This window comes from Aeromonas sp. Marseille-Q5825 (genome assembly GCF_946892685.1).
Lineage (GTDB): Bacteria > Pseudomonadota > Gammaproteobacteria > Enterobacterales > Aeromonadaceae > Aeromonas > Aeromonas rivipollensis.
Window position 1 is genome coordinate 286,181 of record NZ_CAMPOU010000004.1, and the last position, 14,802, is coordinate 300,982.

Sequence of the window (14,802 nt, forward strand, 5' to 3'; positions counted from 1 at the left end):
TGCACCTGGTTGCGCCATTCTCGGCAAAATTTAACCGTCCGGTAATATTGTTACCTTCTAGACACAGGAAGTCCCATGGCCACTACCACCCTCGGCGTTAAACTCGATGAAGCGACCCGCGACCGTCTCAAGCAGGCCGCTCAGACTCTGGATCGCACCCCCCACTGGCTGATCAAGCAGGCGATCTTCACCTATCTGGAGCAGTTGGAGCGTGGCCTGACCCCGCCCGAGCAGTCCGGTCTGGCCGCTGCCGCCGGGGAAGAGGCCATCGAGACCCTCACCGAGCAGGGGATCCAGGTCTTCCTCGAGTTTGCCGAGAGCATCTTGCCGCAGTCCGTGCTGCGTGCCGCCATCACCTCCGCCTATCGCCGCCCAGAGACCGAGGCCGTGCCCATGCTGCTGGAGCAGGCCCGCCTGCCCAAGGAGAAGGCCGAGGCCACCCAGAAGCTGGCCCTCGGCATCGCCGAGAAGCTGCGCAACCAGAAGAGCGCCAGCGGCCGTCAGGGCCTGGTGCAGGGTCTGCTGCAGGAGTTCTCCCTCTCCTCCCAGGAAGGGGTGGCATTGATGTGTCTGGCGGAGGCGCTGCTGCGCATCCCCGACAAGGCGACCCGCGATGCCCTGATCCGCGACAAGATAAGCGGTGGCAACTGGAGCCAGCACCTGGGCCAGAGCGCCTCCCTGTTCGTCAACGCCGCCTCCTGGGGCCTGCTCATCACCGGCAAACTGGTGGCCACCCACAACGAGGCTGGCCTCAACAGCTCCCTCAAGGGGCTGATCGGCAAGGGCGGCGAGCCGCTGATCCGCAAGGGGGTGGACATGGCGATGCGCCTGATGGGCGAGCAGTTCGTCACCGGCGAGACCATAGCCGAGGCGCTGGCGAACGCGGGCAACATGGAAAACCGGGGCTTCCGCTACTCCTACGACATGCTGGGGGAAGCGGCCCTCACCGAGGAGGATGCCAAGCGCTATCTCGCCTCCTACGAGCAGGCCATCCACGCCATCGGCAAGGCCTCCCACGGCCGCGGCATCTACGAGGGCCCGGGCATCTCCATCAAGCTCTCCGCCCTGCACCCGCGCTACAGCCGCGCCCAGTACGATCGCGTCATGGAAGAGCTCTACCCCACCCTGCTGGGCCTGACCCAGCTCGCCAGGCAGTATGACATCGGCATCAACATAGACGCCGAGGAGGCCGATCGGCTGGAGATCTCCCTCGACCTGCTGGAGAAGCTCTGCTTCGACCCGTCTCTCGCGGACTGGAACGGCATCGGCTTCGTCATCCAGGCCTATCAGAAGCGCTGCCCCTATGTGATCGACTATGTGATCGATCTCGCCAAGCGCAGCCGTCACCGCCTGATGATCCGGCTGGTGAAGGGCGCCTACTGGGACAGCGAGATCAAGCGCGCCCAGCAGGATGGCCTGGAGGGTTACCCCGTCTATACCCGCAAGCCCTACACCGATGTCTCCTATCTCGCCTGCGCCCGCAAGCTGCTGGCGGTGCCCGAGTCCATCTATCCCCAGTTCGCCACCCACAACGCCCATTCACTGTCGGCCATCTACCAGCTGGCGGGGCAGAACTACTACCCGGGCCAGTACGAGTTCCAGTGCCTGCACGGCATGGGTGAGCCGCTCTACGAACAGGTGGTCGGCAAGGTCGCCGACGGCAAGCTGGGTCGCCCCTGCCGCATCTATGCGCCGGTCGGCAGCCACGAGACCCTGCTCGCCTACCTGGTGCGCCGCCTGCTGGAGAACGGGGCCAACACCTCCTTCGTCAACCGCATCGCGGACAACAGCATCTCCCTGCAGGATCTGGTGCAGGATCCGGTACAGCAGATCGAGCAGATGGCCGCCCGTGAAGGCAGCCTGGGTCTGCCCCACCCGCGTATTCCCCTGCCCCGTGAGCTGTACGGCGAAGCCCGCCCGAACTCCGCCGGTCTGGATCTCGCCAACGAGCACCGTCTGGGATCGCTGTCCGCCGCCCTGCTCGCCAGCACCAACACCGCCTATCAGGCCGTGCCCATGCTGGGCTGCGACACCGAGGCGCCGACCCAGTTCCAGCACGTCGTCAACCCGGCGGATCACCGCGACGTCGTCGGTCAGGTGAGCGAAGCCACGGTAGAGCTGGTGGACAGCGCGCTGGCCTGTGCTCTCTCCAGCGGCCAGATCTGGCAATCGACTCCGCCGGCCGAGCGTGCCGCCGTACTGGAGCGCGCCGCCGATCTGATGGAATCCGAGCTGCAACCCCTGATGGGCCTGCTGGTGCGCGAATCCGGCAAGACCTTCGCCAACGCCATCGCCGAGGTGCGCGAGGCGGTGGACTTCCTGCGCTACTACGCCGCCCAGGCGCGCAACCACTTCGCCAACGAGAGCCACAGACCGCTCGGCCCCGTGGTCTGCATCAGCCCCTGGAACTTCCCGCTGGCCATCTTCAGCGGCCAGGTCTGCGCGGCCCTGGCGGCCGGCAATACTGTGCTCGCCAAACCGGCGGAGCAGACCCCCCTCATCGCCGCCCAGGCGGTGCGCATCCTGCGTGAGGCGGGCGTCCCCGCCGGTGCGGTGCAACTGCTGCCGGGCCGCGGTGAAACCGTGGGCGCAGCCCTTATCGCGGACGAGCGGGTGCGTGGCGTCATGTTCACCGGCTCCACCGAGGTGGCGGGCATCATCTCCCGCAACCTGGCCGGTCGCCTCGACGCCCAGGGCCGCACCATACCGCTCATCGCCGAGACCGGCGGCCAGAACGCCATGATCGTCGACTCCTCCGCCCTGACCGAACAGGTGGTGATGGACGTCATCTCCTCGGCGTTCGACAGTGCCGGCCAGCGCTGCTCCGCCCTGCGGGTGCTGTGCGTGCAGGACGACGTGGCCGAGCGGGTGATCCGCATGCTCAAGGGCGCCATGGCAGAGTACAAGGTCGGCAGCCCGGAGCACCTCTCCACCGACATAGGCCCTGTCATCGACGCCGAGGCCAAGGCCAACATAGAGCGCCATATCAAGGCGATGGGGGACAAGGGTCGCCGGGTCCACCAGATTGCCCGCACGCAGGAGGGCGCCTGCAACCGCGGCACCTTCGTGCTGCCGACCCTGATCGAACTCGACAGCCTGGATGAGCTGGGCCCAGAGGTGTTCGGCCCGGTGCTGCACCTGGTGCGCTACCCCCGCGCCAAGCTCGGCGAGCTGCTCGCGCAGATCAACGACAGCGGCTACGGCCTGACCCTGGGAGTCCATACCCGCATCGACGAGACCATAGCCCAGGTGGTCAACACCGCCAAAGTCGGCAACCTCTACGTCAACCGCAACATAGTGGGCGCCGTGGTCGGGGTGCAGCCGTTCGGCGGCGAGGGGCTCTCAGGCACAGGTCCCAAGGCCGGTGGCCCGCTCTACATGTACCGTCTGCTCGGGGCGCGTCCTCAGGAGGCGGTGACCAGCCAGCTTCGCCAGGAGCAGGGGGCAACCCCGCAAGCCGAGGCCGCCAAACCGGCACTGCTGGCCTTGCGTGGCTGGGCGAGCAAGCAGGCCCCGGCACTGGTGGCCCTGTGCGATCGCTACGGCGAGCTGGCGCTGAGCGGCCTGACCCAGCTGCTGGTCGGCCCCACCGGCGAGCGCAACAGCTACAGCCTGCTGCCCCGGGAGCGGGTGCTCTGTCTGGCCGCCGACGATCAAGAAGCCAGGGCGGATCTGCTTGCCCAGCTGGCAGCCTGTCTGGCGGTCGGGACGCAAGTGCTGTGGCAGGACAATGCCCAGAACCGCACCCTGCTGGCCAGCCTGCCCAGCGAGGTACAAGGGCGTATCCAGCTGGTGGCGGACTGGGCCAACAGCGACATCGGCTTCGATGCCCTGCTGCACCACGGTGACTCGGATCAGTTACGGGAAGTGGCCAAGCTTGCCGCCGCCCGTGCTGGCGCCATCGTCGGCGTACACGGCCTGCACCGTGGCGAGACCGACATCCCCCTGGAACGCCTGCTGATCGAGCACGCCCTCTCGGTCAACACAGCCGCCGCCGGTGGCAACGCCAGCCTGATGACCATAGGCTAAGCGCCAAGTACCGACAGAGACCCAAGCCCCGCAGACGCGGGGCTTGTTCTTTCTGCCATGGGATAAACGAGCAAAAAGAAGGCCGCCCTTATCGGGGCGGCCTTCTTGTTCCCCCTTATCCCCTTGCGGGAGAAGGGTCGGGGAGGACGGAGATTAAACGTACTCCATAAACACCCGGGAGGTGAGCTTGGTGATCGGCTCGTAGGGAGAAGGTTGTGCCTATCTCCTCGGCCGCCATCCCAAGTCAAAGGGTTAGACGTACTCCATAAAGACCCTGGACGTCAGCTTGGTGATCAGCTCATAGGGAATGGTGCCAATCTCCTCGGCGACCCGCTCCACCGGCAGGCCCTCGCCCCAGAGCACGGCCTCGTCGCCAGCCTTGTCGGTGGCGCCTGGGCCGAGATCCACAGTGGTCATGTCCATAGAGACCCGGCCCACCAGCGGCACTATGCGGCCATTTACCAGCACCGAGGTGCCGTTGGGTGCCATGCGGGGATAGCCGTCGCCATAGCCGATGGCGATGACGCCGAGCCGGGTATCCCGGCTCGACACCCAGTTCGCGCCATAGCCCACAGGCTCGCCCGCCTTGTGATCCCGCACCGCGATGAGCTGGGTCTTGAGGGTCATCACCGGCTTGAGGTCATAATCCGCCGCTACAGTGTTCGGGAAGGGGGAGACGCCGTAGAGGATGACGCCGGGGCGCACCCAGTCGCAGTGGGAGTCTGGCCAGGCCAGGATGCCCGCCGAGTTCGCCATAGCGCGCTCGCCTTTGAGCGGCGCGGTCAGGCGGCTGAAGAGATCGATCTGCTCGCGGGTAGTGGGCTGCTCGAGCTCATCGGAGCGGCTGAAGTGGGTCATGATGTTGAACGGCTGCACCACGTTCTTGCAGCGGGCCAGCCGCTCGATAAAGGCGGGCATCTCCTCGGCCCGCACCCCGAGCCGGTGCATGCCGGTGTCGAGCTTGAGCCAGGCCACCACGGGGGCCGGCAGCTCGGCCTGCTCCAGGGCCTCGAGCTGCTCCCAGGTGTGTACCGCGGTCTGCAGGTTGTTGGCCGCCAGCACCGGCAGATCGGCGCTCGAGAAGAAGCCCTCCAGCAGCACTATGGGTTTGACCACGGCGCAGGAGCGCAGCATCAGCGCCTCCTCGATGCGGGCCACCGCGTAGGCGTCCGCATCCACCAGGGTGCGTGCCACCGGCAGCAGGCCATGGCCATAGGCGTTGGCCTTGACCACGGCGATGATCTTGCAGGAAGGGGCGTGGCGCTTGACCACGGCGAGGTTGTGGCGCAGGGCCGAGGTATCGATTTGGGCAATAGCCGCTTTCATCTGTTTTCCCTTACGAGGGCATGATGGCGCACCTGCGCCAGGCACCGAGTGGTGTCATCCCTTGATAGTCATCGTCTAAGGCCGGACCGGCAGAATTGTCGAACCGGGAAAACAAGCCCTGACGGTCGGCCACTATCTGAGTTGGCTATCGGTCAGGGCAGTTGTAGTGATGGCTACGCAGCCCTCACCTTGGGTTTACATCAATAGTCATCATCAAACGCCGGACCGGCATAGTTGTCGAACCGGGAGAACTGACCCTGGAAGGTGAGGCGTACTCTTCCGATAGGGCCGTTACGCTGCTTGCCGATGATGATCTCGGCAATCCCCTTGTCGGGACTGTCGTCGTGATACACCTCGTCGCGGTAGATGAACATGATCAAATCCGCGTCCTGCTCGATGGAGCCGGATTCACGAAGATCCGAGTTGACCGGGCGCTTGTCGGCCCGCTGCTCCAGGCTTCGGTTCAGCTGGGAGAGCGCCACCACAGGGCATTGCAGCTCCTTCGCCAAGGCCTTGAGGGAGCGGGAGATTTCACCTATCTCCAGGGTTCTGTTGTCAGACAGCGCCGGCACCCGCATCAGCTGCAGGTAGTCGATCATGATCATCGAGAGGCCGCCGTGCTCGCGGGCGATGCGACGGGCACGGGAGCGCACGTCGGTCGGGGTCAGGCCGGAGGCGTCATCTATGTACATCTTGCCCTTCTCGAGCAGCAGCCCCATGGTGGAGGAGAGGCGCGCCCAATCTTCGTCGTCGAGCTGGCCGGTCCGCACCTTGGTCTGGTCGATGCGACCGACCGAGGCGAGCATACGCATGATGATCTGCTCGGAGGGCATCTCCAGAGAGAAGATCAGCACCGGCTTGTCGGCGGTGAGGGCCGCGTGCTCGCACAGGTTCATGGCAAAGGTGGTCTTGCCCATGGAGGGACGGGCCGCCACGATAATCAGATCCGAGCGCTGCAGGCCGGCGGTCATCTTGTCGAGATCGCCATAACCGCTGGAGACCCCGGTCACCCCGTTGTGGGGGGTCTTGAACAGCTCCTCAATCTTGTCGACCGTCTGCTCCAGAATGAGCTTCAGGGGCTGCGGGCCCTCGTTGGCGCTGGAGCGCTGCTCGGCAATCTGGAACACCTTGCTCTCGGCAAGATCCAGCAGATCGCCTGAGGTGCGGCCCTGGGGCTCGTAACCCGCTTCGACTATCTCGTTGGCGACCGCGATCATCTCCCGCACCACGGCCCGCTCACGCACTATCTCGGCGTAGGCATTGATGTTGGCGGCGCTCGGGGTGTTCTTGGCGATCTCCACCAGATAGGCGAAGCCACCGGACTCTTCCAGCTGCTCGGAGCGCTCCAGCTCCTCCTGCAGTGTGATGAGATCGATGGGGTTGCCCGCGTTGGTGAGGCGGGTCATGGCCTGGAAGATCAGGCGGTGGGGACGGCTGTAGAAATCCTTGTCGATCACCCGCTCGGCCACCCGATCCCAGGCCTCGTTATCCAGCATCAGGCCGCCCAGTACGGACTGCTCGGCCTCAAAAGAGTGGGGGGGAACTTTCAGCTGTTGTGTCTTGGCGTCTTTTTTCGCCGTCACTTGCTCTGCCATACACATAAAAACCGCAGCGGGAAGGGGACGGGAATTTTACAAAAGAAACCCCGCCATCGCGAGCGCTAATGCGCGCTATTCACCTCATCCGTTGGCCTGCCTCCTCCCAGGTGGCCTGCTCATCGGGTCTTGGGGACCTCCTTGCCCCTCACAGCACGAGGAAGGGCCAGACCAGGGTCTGATCCTTCGCCTTGGATTTGAGCTTGTTGCGCAGTCTGCGCACCGAACGACTCGGTCGTCTGTTTCTCATGGGCATCCTCCTTGGCGCCCCCGGGAGGGGCAATCTGTTCATGAATAATTCATGCCAGACATGTTAATCATACCCGCAAGCTGCAACACAAAAAGGGACCGGCAGCCTGCCATGCGCCTCGCTGAGCTTGCACAAGCAGAGCATGCCCCCACCTACATGAGAGTGAAAGAGTCAAAATGAAAAAGATGCTGACCCTGTTTGCCGTGATCCTGGCCATTGGCCTTGGGGCACCCATAGCCGAGGCCAAGAAATTTGGTGGCGGCAAATCCTTTGGCAAGAGCTACAAGACGGCACCGGCCCAACCGGCTCCGACTGCAGCTCCCGTGAATGGCAAGAACCCGACCCTGGCTGCGGCGCCCAAGAAGAGCGGCATGATGGGTGGCCTGCTGGGCGGCCTGCTGGCCGGTGGCCTGTTCGCCTACCTGCTGGGCAGCGGCGCCTTCGAAGGCCTGCAGGGCATGGACTTCCTGCTGATCGCCCTGCTGGCGCTCGGTGCCGTGTTCCTGATCCGCGCCCTGCGCAAGAACAAGGCGGCTGCGACCCCACCACAGGCGGCCTATGCGGGCTATCAGCCACCGTCGGCGCCGCAGCAGTTCGAGCAGAGCAACGGCGCCCCGCAGGCGACCGGCTTTGCCGACAGCGACGTCCCCTTCCGCCTGCCGCCAGGCTTTGACATGAACGGTTTCCTGTCCGGTGCCCGCGATCACTATCGCACCCTACAAGAGGCCTGGAACAAGAACGATCTGGAGAAGGTACGCGAGTACGTGAGCCCGGAGCTGTTCCAGCACCTCCAGGCCGAGCGCGCCGAACTGACCGGCGAGCAGCATACCGAAGTGATGTATGTGGACACCCAGCTGGTGCGTGCCGACTACGGCAGCGACTGGGCCCAGGTCAGCGTGCGCTTCAGCGGCCGCTACATGGACCGTCAGGAGCAGGTCGAGGAGGACATCAAGGAGGTGTGGCACCTCGAGCGCAACCTGGCCAAGGACAATGCCCCCTGGCACATCGTCGGTATCGAGCAGCTCTAAGCACGCCCGTCCGGCAAGCATGATAAAGGCGACCTCAGGGTCGCCTTTTTATTGCCATCGCACTCATCACTGCTGCTCATGGAATATTCCCCCCTCCCTGTGAGGAGGCCGAGAATAATCGCCTTCAGCCCATGCTGATGACCTTGAAAATAAAAAAGAGAGGCAGCCATGGCTGCCTCTCTTTTGTTATTGGCCCAAGGCCACTCTATTATTTGCAGCCATCAGTCGAGGCGGAATTCACATAGCTGACCTCGCCGGCCGGCTGATAATCGGCCACCTGTATGGTCTTCTTCGCCGCGATATAATCCTTCAACACCCCGGCATCCACCAGACCGGCGTTGATGGTATTGATCTTCGGATAGCCGTCGCCACCGGCCGCGCTGAAGCTCGGGATGGAGAAGCTGTAGCTGGCCGCCGGATCGAAGGCCTTGCCGCCCACGCTGGTGATGGTCACGCTCTTGGCCTGGCAGTCCACCGCCATGTTGATGCCACCAAACTGGGCATAGCCGCCGGTGTTGACCGTCTTGGTCGCTACCTGGCCCAGATAGGTCGCCAGCTCGCTGCCGCTCATGGTCGCCTTGTTGACGGTGTTGCCGAACGGATGCACGGTCAGCACGTCGCGATAGCTGATGTCGCCAGCCGCGATGGAGGCACGCACACCGCCGGAGTTGACGATGCCGAAGTCGGTGCTCAGCTTCTCGGCGGTGGCCGTGGTGATCAGGCGACCCAGGTTGGTCTGCTTGTTGCGCACGTTGGCACGCTCGCCGTCCAGCACGCCGTCGGTGGAGCCTATCACTACGCCCAGCTCCTGCTGCCCCTTCTCCTGATAGGTGAGCAGGGTATTGTAGAGCTCGGGATCCTTGGTGATCTCTTCCTGAATGAAGGCTCCCTTGCTGTCTTTCAGGTTGACCGGGATCAGGTCGTACTGGGTCAGGGTCAGCTTGCCATTCTGGTAGTCAAACTGGGCGCGGCCCACATACTTGCCCCACTCGTGGGCCTGCATGATCCAGGTGCCGTTCTGCTGATCCGGCAGGCAGTCGTCACCCGGCTTGAAGTCGGCGTATTTGTCGGGCGTGCCCGGCTCCATGCAGACCGGGTTCTGGGAGTGACCGCCAATGATGGCGTCCAGGGTGCCGGCCGGCAGCGCGCGCGCCATCTCCACATCCCCCGGGGCATTGCTGCCGTGCTGGCCATTCTCGTAGTGACCCATGTGGGTGATGGCCAGGACCAGGTTCGCCTCTTTGCTGTCGCGGATCTGCTTGCCGAGCTTGGCCGCTTCCGTGGTCGGATCGCGGAACTCCAGGGTCTGGACGTTGTTGGGATCCACCAGCTGGGCGGTGTCTTCCGTGGTCAGGCCCAGCACGGCGACCTTGAGGCCGTTCTCCAGCTTGAACACCTTGTAGGGGTCGAAGTAGCGCTTGCCGCTGGCCTTGTCGTAGATGTTGGCGGAGATCATGGGGAACTTGGCCCACTCACGCTGTTTCTCGAGGATGCTCAGGGGGTTGTCGAACTCGTGGTTGCCCACCGCCATGGCATCGTAGCGGATGCTGTTCATGGCCATGAAGTCCGGCTCGGCATCCTGCAGATCCGACTCCGGCACCCCTGTGTTCACGTCGCCACCGGAGAGCACCAGCACCTCGCTGCCTGCCGCCTTGGCCTCCCCACGCAGGCGTTCAACCAGGGTCTTCTGGGCTGCCATGCCATATTCACCCTTGTCGTTGTGCCAGAAACGACCGTGGGTATCATTGGTGTGCAAAATGGTCAGCTTGCAGACATTTTCGCTGCAGGGAGCGACACTTTCATTTTGTGAGGTATTACAGCCACTCAGCGCGGCTAGCACAGCCAGCGCGACAGTTCCTTTGACAAATTTATAATTCATTTCCATATCACCTTGTTATTTTGTTATTGGACGACCCAAGCCATTAGGTCGGGCGCTAATATAACAAACAACATGTGACGCTTTTTCATCGGTGACTCACAAATTCCGCCAAATGTGATCACCAACGCAACCTGTCTCCTCATATTTCCATCACTAGCCAATCTCCTGCCGCCTGATTTCCCCCGCAGGGATGGCAGCCTGCCGGAAACAGTTATGGCATACTTCCCGCCAATCGATGCCAAGGAGAGCCGTGAATGGCAAAGTACGACAAGATTTCCCCCGAGACCCAGCAGGAGGCGATGAAGGTAGCCCGCGCCAACCAGAAGCCGGGGCAGACCAAGGAGCAGACCCAGCTGATCGCCCAGGGGATCCAGAAGGGCATAGACGAATACAAGAAACAGATGAAGGCGCGGGCCAGGGAGGCGAGCCGCCAGAAGAAGCAGCAAGCCAGGACGAAGCAGCCACAGCAGGGCGAGCATGAGGAAGAGGCCCAGGAGATAGAGCTTGTCGAGATCAGCCGCCAGCACCCGTTGCCATGGGTATTGCTGGTGCTGAGCTGGCTGGCATTTGGCTGTGCCTGGATCTGGCTGCGCTGATCCCTTGCTTGGCAAACCTTTGCCCTGGGATCGGCCTCACAGCCCGGGGCTGGCGCGCTGGTCATCCCTAGCCCCGGCTGCTTACACTCTTCCCCCCGTTGTCTGGAGACCCCCATCATGAATCCGGCCCCCCTCTATCTGCTGGCTCCCCTCGTACTCTTTATCGTGACCCTGGTGCTCTATCGCATCTCCCCCCTGCGAGCGGTCGCCGCCGGCAACGCCCGCTGGTTTATCCTGCCCGCCTTCACCCTCTTCATCCTGCTGATCATCATCAACGGGGCGGCAGACCCTAGCCTGCGCAGTCCCGGCTTTCACTGGCTGATGCCGGGGCTTGGCTTCGCGCTCTGCCTGTTCCCGGCGCTGCCCAAGGCGCTGGTGCCGCGCCTGGCCATCAAGGAGGGGGCCTTCGCCGCCCTGGGCCTGATGCTGATGAGCCTGGCCATGGTCTATTGATTTCGATTGCACGAGCTTTTTCATGACCTGAGGGGCGCCCTGTGACGGGCGCCCCTTGTACAAACAATGGGCGATAGGCATCTTGGTGAGAGGGTAACCAGCCAGGAGGCCAGATGGACAATCCGCCCGATTTCATGGCGCAGTGGGATTATCAGGATCCCGCCGCCACTGCCCTGCGTTTTCGACGCCTGCTCGAAGAGGCGCACCACGACTTGCAATACGAGCTGGAGCTGCTGACCCAGCTGGCCCGTACCCATTCGCTGCAACGCCAGTTTGCACAGGCCCACCAACTGCTCGACGAGATAGAGCCCCGCCTCACCGACGCCACCCCGCGAGCACGGCTGCGCACCTTGCTGGAACGGGGGCGGACGTTCAACTCGGCCGGCGACAAGGCCAGCGCCAGGACGCTGTTCGAGCAGGGGTGGCAACTCGGGCTCAAGCTGGGGGAGACAGGGCTCGCCATAGACGCGGCCCACATGGTGGCCATCGCCGCCCCGTTGGAAGAGCAGAGCCGCTGGCATCAACTGGCGATGACCCTGGCCGAGCGCAGTGCCGACGATAAGGTGCGCGGCTGGCTGCCCAGCCTCTACAACAATCAGGGCTGGACCCTGTTCGAGCTGGGTCGCTTTGAGGAGGCCAGGGCCTGCCAGCAGAAGTGCCTGGCCTGGCACCAGCAACACAGCAATCAGGGCAAGGCCTTTATCGCCCGCTGGAGCCTGGCACGGCTGAGCCGGGCGCAGGGATTGCACGAACAGGCGATGGCCGAGCTGAGCCAGCTGAAAACCGACATGGCCGAGGCCAGTGCGCCGGAAGATGGTTACCTGTTCGAGGAGCTGGGGGAGAACGGCCTTATGCTGGACGATCCGGCCGCCCCCGAATACTTCGCCCGCGCCTGGTTCCTGCTCTCGCGGGATGGCTGGCTGCAGGCCAACGAGGCGGAGCGGCTGGCCAGGCTCAAGCGCCTCGCCAAGCTCTGACTGCGCGCCACAAAAAGAGCGGGCGGCTAATGCCGCCCGTCACTCAGGCCAGACCCCCTTCCCGACTCGGCCTCTTGCGATAGATAAAGGTAGGGCTGAGCCCAGCCGTACTTAGGCCTCAAGCCAGGCTCGCCTCTTCCCAGCCCTGCTTCTTGCGGTAAATGAGGGAGTGAAGGGTAGATCTCCAACCTCGCGGCCTTAAGCCCTAAGCCCTAAGCCCTAAGCCCTAAGCCAGGCTCGTCTCTTCCCAGCCCTGCTTCTTGCGATAAATGGTCGAGGGGCTGATCTCCAGCAGCGCCGCCGCCTTGGGGATGTTACCGTCACAGCTGGCGATGGCCTGCTCTATGGCCTCCTTCTCCACCAGCCAGAGCGGGCGCACCGGCAGCGGGGCCGACATGGGCTCGGCCAGAGTCTCGGGGGTTTCCTCGGCGGGGGCAGGCACCGCGAGTGCACGGCCGCCGTTGAGCGGCGGTGGCAGTATCTCCTTGCTCACCAGCTCGCGATCGTTGAGCACCACTATGTTGCGCACCACGTTCTGCAGCTCGCGCACGTTGCCGGGCCAGGGGTAATCGAGCAGCACCCGCACGGCGTCTGCATCGAAATCCCGGAAGCGCTTGTGCTCCTCCTTGGCATATCGCAGCAGGAGGTCGCGGGCCAGCAGCAGTATGTCTTCGCCGCGCTCGCGCAGGGGTGGCAGAGAGAGCGGGATCACGTGCAGCCGGTAGTAAAGGTCCTCACGAAAGCGCCCCGCTTTGACCTCCACCAGGGGATCCCGGTTGGTGGCGCAGACGAAACGCACGTCCACCGTCTCCACCTTGCCACTGCCGACCCGCTGCAGGGTGCCGGTTTGGATGAAGCGCAGCAGCTTGCTCTGCAGGTCGAGATCCATCTCGCAGATCTCGTCGAGGAAGAGGGTGCCGCCGTCCGCCAGGCTGGCCGCCCCCTTGCGATCCCCCTGGGCACCGGTAAAGGATCCCTTCACATGGCCGAAGATCTCGCTCTCCATCAGATCGTGGGGAATAGCGGCACAGTTGAGCGCGATGAAGGGCTGATCCCGGCGCGGGCTGCACTGGTGGATGGCCTCGGCACAGACCTCCTTGCCGGTACCGCTCTCCCCCGTGATAAAGACGGTGGCCTTGCTCGGCGCCGCGCTCTCTATGATGCGATAGACAGCCTGCATCGCCATGGAGGCGCCGATGAAGCCCGCAAAGGAGCTGCGCTCGAAGTTCTCCCTGTACTGGGCCACCAGCGAGCTGAGCTGCTGATGCTTGAAGGCGTTGCGGGCGGTGGCGCACAGCCGCTTGCCGTCGAACGGTTTGGTCAGGAAGTCGAAGGCACCGCAGCGCATCGCCTCCACCGCCACGTCCACCGAGCCGTGGGCGGTGATCACCACCACTGAGCAGGGCAGTTGCTGCTCGGTGATCTGCTGCAATATGGCCATGCCGGACATGTCGGGCAATTCGAGATCGAGCAGCACCACGGGGGGCGGGCTGGCCAGCAACTGCGCCAGTGCCTGCTGGCCGCAATCGGCCAGCAGCACCTCATAGCCATCCTGAACCAGGTACTGCTCATAGACGACGGCCAGACTGCGGGTATCTTCCACCAGCAGGACACGGGGTTTGCTTTCAGCCACGAGATCCATCCTTGCGATTGATTTTGTTGTCTATTCTGGGGGCTAGCCGCCACACACTCAAGACGGGTCCCTGCTTTCTCCGGCCTATCCTGGCGCGACACAAGTAAAAACGGCTCCCTGGGGAGCCGTTTTTATCGCATTGACTGCTTATTTCTTCGCATCGGCGCCATCGGCAGCCGGCTTTTCGATCGCCAGCAGCTCGACGTCAAATACCAGCACGGCATTGGCCGGGATGGAGCCTGCACCGTGCTCGCCATAGGCCAGCTTGGACGGCAGGAAGAACTTGAACTTGGAACCGACCGGCATCAGCTGCACGCCTTCGGTCCAGCCCGGGATCACCTGGTTGAGCGGGAAGGTAGCCGGCTCGCCGCGATCGACGGAGCTGTCGAACTTGGTGCCATCGGTCAGGGTACCGGTGTAGTGCACCTTGACGATGTCGGTAGCCTTGGGCTTGGCGCCGTCACCCATCTTCTCGACCTGATACTGCAGGCCGGATTCGGTGCTCTTCACGCCCTCTTTCTTGGCGTTGGCGGCCAGGTACTCTTCACCCTTCTTCAGGTTGTCCACCGCATCCTTGTCAGCCTTGGCCTTGGTCAGCTCGTTGATCTTGGCGTCGTATTCCTGCAGGACCTTCTGGATCTCCTCGTCAGTCATGCTGGCTTCCTTGCCCAGACCGTCGGTCACCCCCTTGAGGATGACGCTGTTGTCCAGCTTGATGCCGAGCTCCTGCTGACGTTCCAGGGTATTGGCGATATAACGACCCATGGAGAGGCCGATCGCATAGCCGGATTGCTCTTCAAAGCTCTTGGCTGCTGCCTTGGGGGCCTCTGCCGGCTTGCTGGCTTCTGCCTTGACCTCTGCGGTATTGGCAGCAGGCTTCTCATCTTTTTGGCAAGCAGTCAGACTCACGGCAACGGCCGCAGCCAACAGGGACACCTTCAGAAAATTGTTCATCAGTTTCTCCAAAACTCTAAATACCGCTCTCGGTTCCTTCGTGAAATGAGAGGTTTATCGTGATAAGCGCCTTATACTAACG

General features: G+C 63.4%; 10 protein-coding genes. 5 read left to right on the forward strand and 5 right to left on the reverse strand.

The window, feature by feature from the left end; all coding sequences use genetic code 11:
- Positions 1 to 75 precede the first annotated feature (75 nt).
- Entirely contained in the window at positions 76 to 4,029 is a 3,954-nt protein-coding gene (gene putA / locus OC537_RS11935) for a trifunctional transcriptional regulator/proline dehydrogenase/L-glutamate gamma-semialdehyde dehydrogenase (RefSeq protein ID WP_262111503.1), read from the forward strand.
- Positions 4,030 to 4,281: 252 nt separating this feature from the next.
- Here putA and alr read toward each other — a convergent pair whose 3' ends face one another.
- On the reverse strand, positions 4,282 to 5,355 hold the full coding sequence (gene alr / locus OC537_RS11940) for an alanine racemase (protein WP_106885970.1): 1,074 nt from the start codon (positions 5,353 to 5,355) through the stop codon (positions 4,282 to 4,284).
- A gap of 200 nt (positions 5,356 to 5,555) precedes the next feature.
- Entirely contained in the window at positions 5,556 to 6,950 is a 1,395-nt protein-coding gene (dnaB, locus tag OC537_RS11945; protein WP_262111505.1) for a replicative DNA helicase, read from the reverse strand.
- Positions 6,951 to 7,376: 426 nt separating this feature from the next.
- On the opposite strand from dnaB, the gene OC537_RS11950 reads away from it, so the two are divergent.
- Positions 7,377 to 8,228 (forward strand): Tim44 domain-containing protein, encoded by an 852-nt coding sequence (locus tag OC537_RS11950; protein WP_106885968.1) that lies wholly within the window; start codon positions 7,377 to 7,379, stop codon positions 8,226 to 8,228.
- Positions 8,229 to 8,436: 208 nt separating this feature from the next.
- Here the strand turns inward: OC537_RS11950 and ushA are convergent, their stop codons facing one another.
- Positions 8,437 to 10,107 (reverse strand): bifunctional UDP-sugar hydrolase/5'-nucleotidase UshA, encoded by a 1,671-nt coding sequence (gene ushA / locus OC537_RS11955; RefSeq protein WP_262111508.1) that lies wholly within the window; start codon positions 10,105 to 10,107, stop codon positions 8,437 to 8,439.
- Between the two features lie 254 nt (positions 10,108 to 10,361).
- Between ushA and OC537_RS11960 the strand changes: the two genes are divergently transcribed.
- The 3 genes from OC537_RS11960 to OC537_RS11970 all read left to right on the forward strand — a co-directional run bounded on the left by OC537_RS11960 (position 10,362) and on the right by OC537_RS11970 (position 12,133).
- Complete coding sequence (locus tag OC537_RS11960; protein WP_139745955.1) at positions 10,362 to 10,703, forward strand: DUF2956 domain-containing protein; 342 nt, start codon at positions 10,362 to 10,364, stop codon at positions 10,701 to 10,703.
- A 117-nt stretch (positions 10,704 to 10,820) separates the two neighbouring features.
- Positions 10,821 to 11,156: a hypothetical protein gene (locus OC537_RS11965; protein WP_025328067.1), complete on the forward strand. Its 336-nt coding sequence runs from the start codon at positions 10,821 to 10,823 to the stop codon at positions 11,154 to 11,156.
- Between the two features lie 113 nt (positions 11,157 to 11,269).
- Positions 11,270 to 12,133, forward strand: coding sequence for a tetratricopeptide repeat protein (locus OC537_RS11970; RefSeq protein WP_262111512.1), 864 nt, complete (start codon positions 11,270 to 11,272; stop codon positions 12,131 to 12,133).
- A gap of 226 nt (positions 12,134 to 12,359) precedes the next feature.
- On the opposite strand, the gene OC537_RS11975 is transcribed toward OC537_RS11970, so the two are convergent.
- Both OC537_RS11975 and fkpA read right to left on the reverse strand, forming a co-directional pair.
- Positions 12,360 to 13,766, reverse strand: coding sequence for a sigma-54-dependent transcriptional regulator (locus OC537_RS11975; RefSeq protein WP_139745957.1), 1,407 nt, complete (start codon positions 13,764 to 13,766; stop codon positions 12,360 to 12,362).
- Between the two features lie 147 nt (positions 13,767 to 13,913).
- Positions 13,914 to 14,720, reverse strand: a complete 807-nt coding sequence (gene fkpA, locus OC537_RS11980) for an FKBP-type peptidyl-prolyl cis-trans isomerase (RefSeq protein ID WP_106885964.1) — start codon at positions 14,718 to 14,720, stop codon at positions 13,914 to 13,916.
- Positions 14,721 to 14,802 lie beyond the last annotated feature (82 nt).

What these genes read in the sequence shown, in the direction of transcription:
- OC537_RS11950 (WP_106885968.1), top strand. Translation starts at nt 7,377, where the DNA reads ATGAAAAAGATGCTGACCCTGTTTGCCGTGATCCTGGCCATTGGCCTT.
- dnaB (WP_262111505.1), bottom strand. Translation starts at nt 6,950, where the DNA reads ATGGCAGAGCAAGTGACGGCGAAAAAAGACGCCAAGACACAACAGCTG.
- fkpA (WP_106885964.1), bottom strand. Translation starts at nt 14,720, where the DNA reads ATGAACAATTTTCTGAAGGTGTCCCTGTTGGCTGCGGCCGTTGCCGTG.
- putA (WP_262111503.1), top strand. Translation starts at nt 76, where the DNA reads ATGGCCACTACCACCCTCGGCGTTAAACTCGATGAAGCGACCCGCGAC.
- OC537_RS11965 (WP_025328067.1), top strand. Translation starts at nt 10,821, where the DNA reads ATGAATCCGGCCCCCCTCTATCTGCTGGCTCCCCTCGTACTCTTTATC.
- OC537_RS11960 (WP_139745955.1), top strand. Translation starts at nt 10,362, where the DNA reads ATGGCAAAGTACGACAAGATTTCCCCCGAGACCCAGCAGGAGGCGATG.
- alr (WP_106885970.1), bottom strand. Translation starts at nt 5,355, where the DNA reads ATGAAAGCGGCTATTGCCCAAATCGATACCTCGGCCCTGCGCCACAAC.
- ushA (WP_262111508.1), bottom strand. Translation starts at nt 10,107, where the DNA reads ATGAATTATAAATTTGTCAAAGGAACTGTCGCGCTGGCTGTGCTAGCC.
- OC537_RS11970 (WP_262111512.1), top strand. Translation starts at nt 11,270, where the DNA reads ATGGACAATCCGCCCGATTTCATGGCGCAGTGGGATTATCAGGATCCC.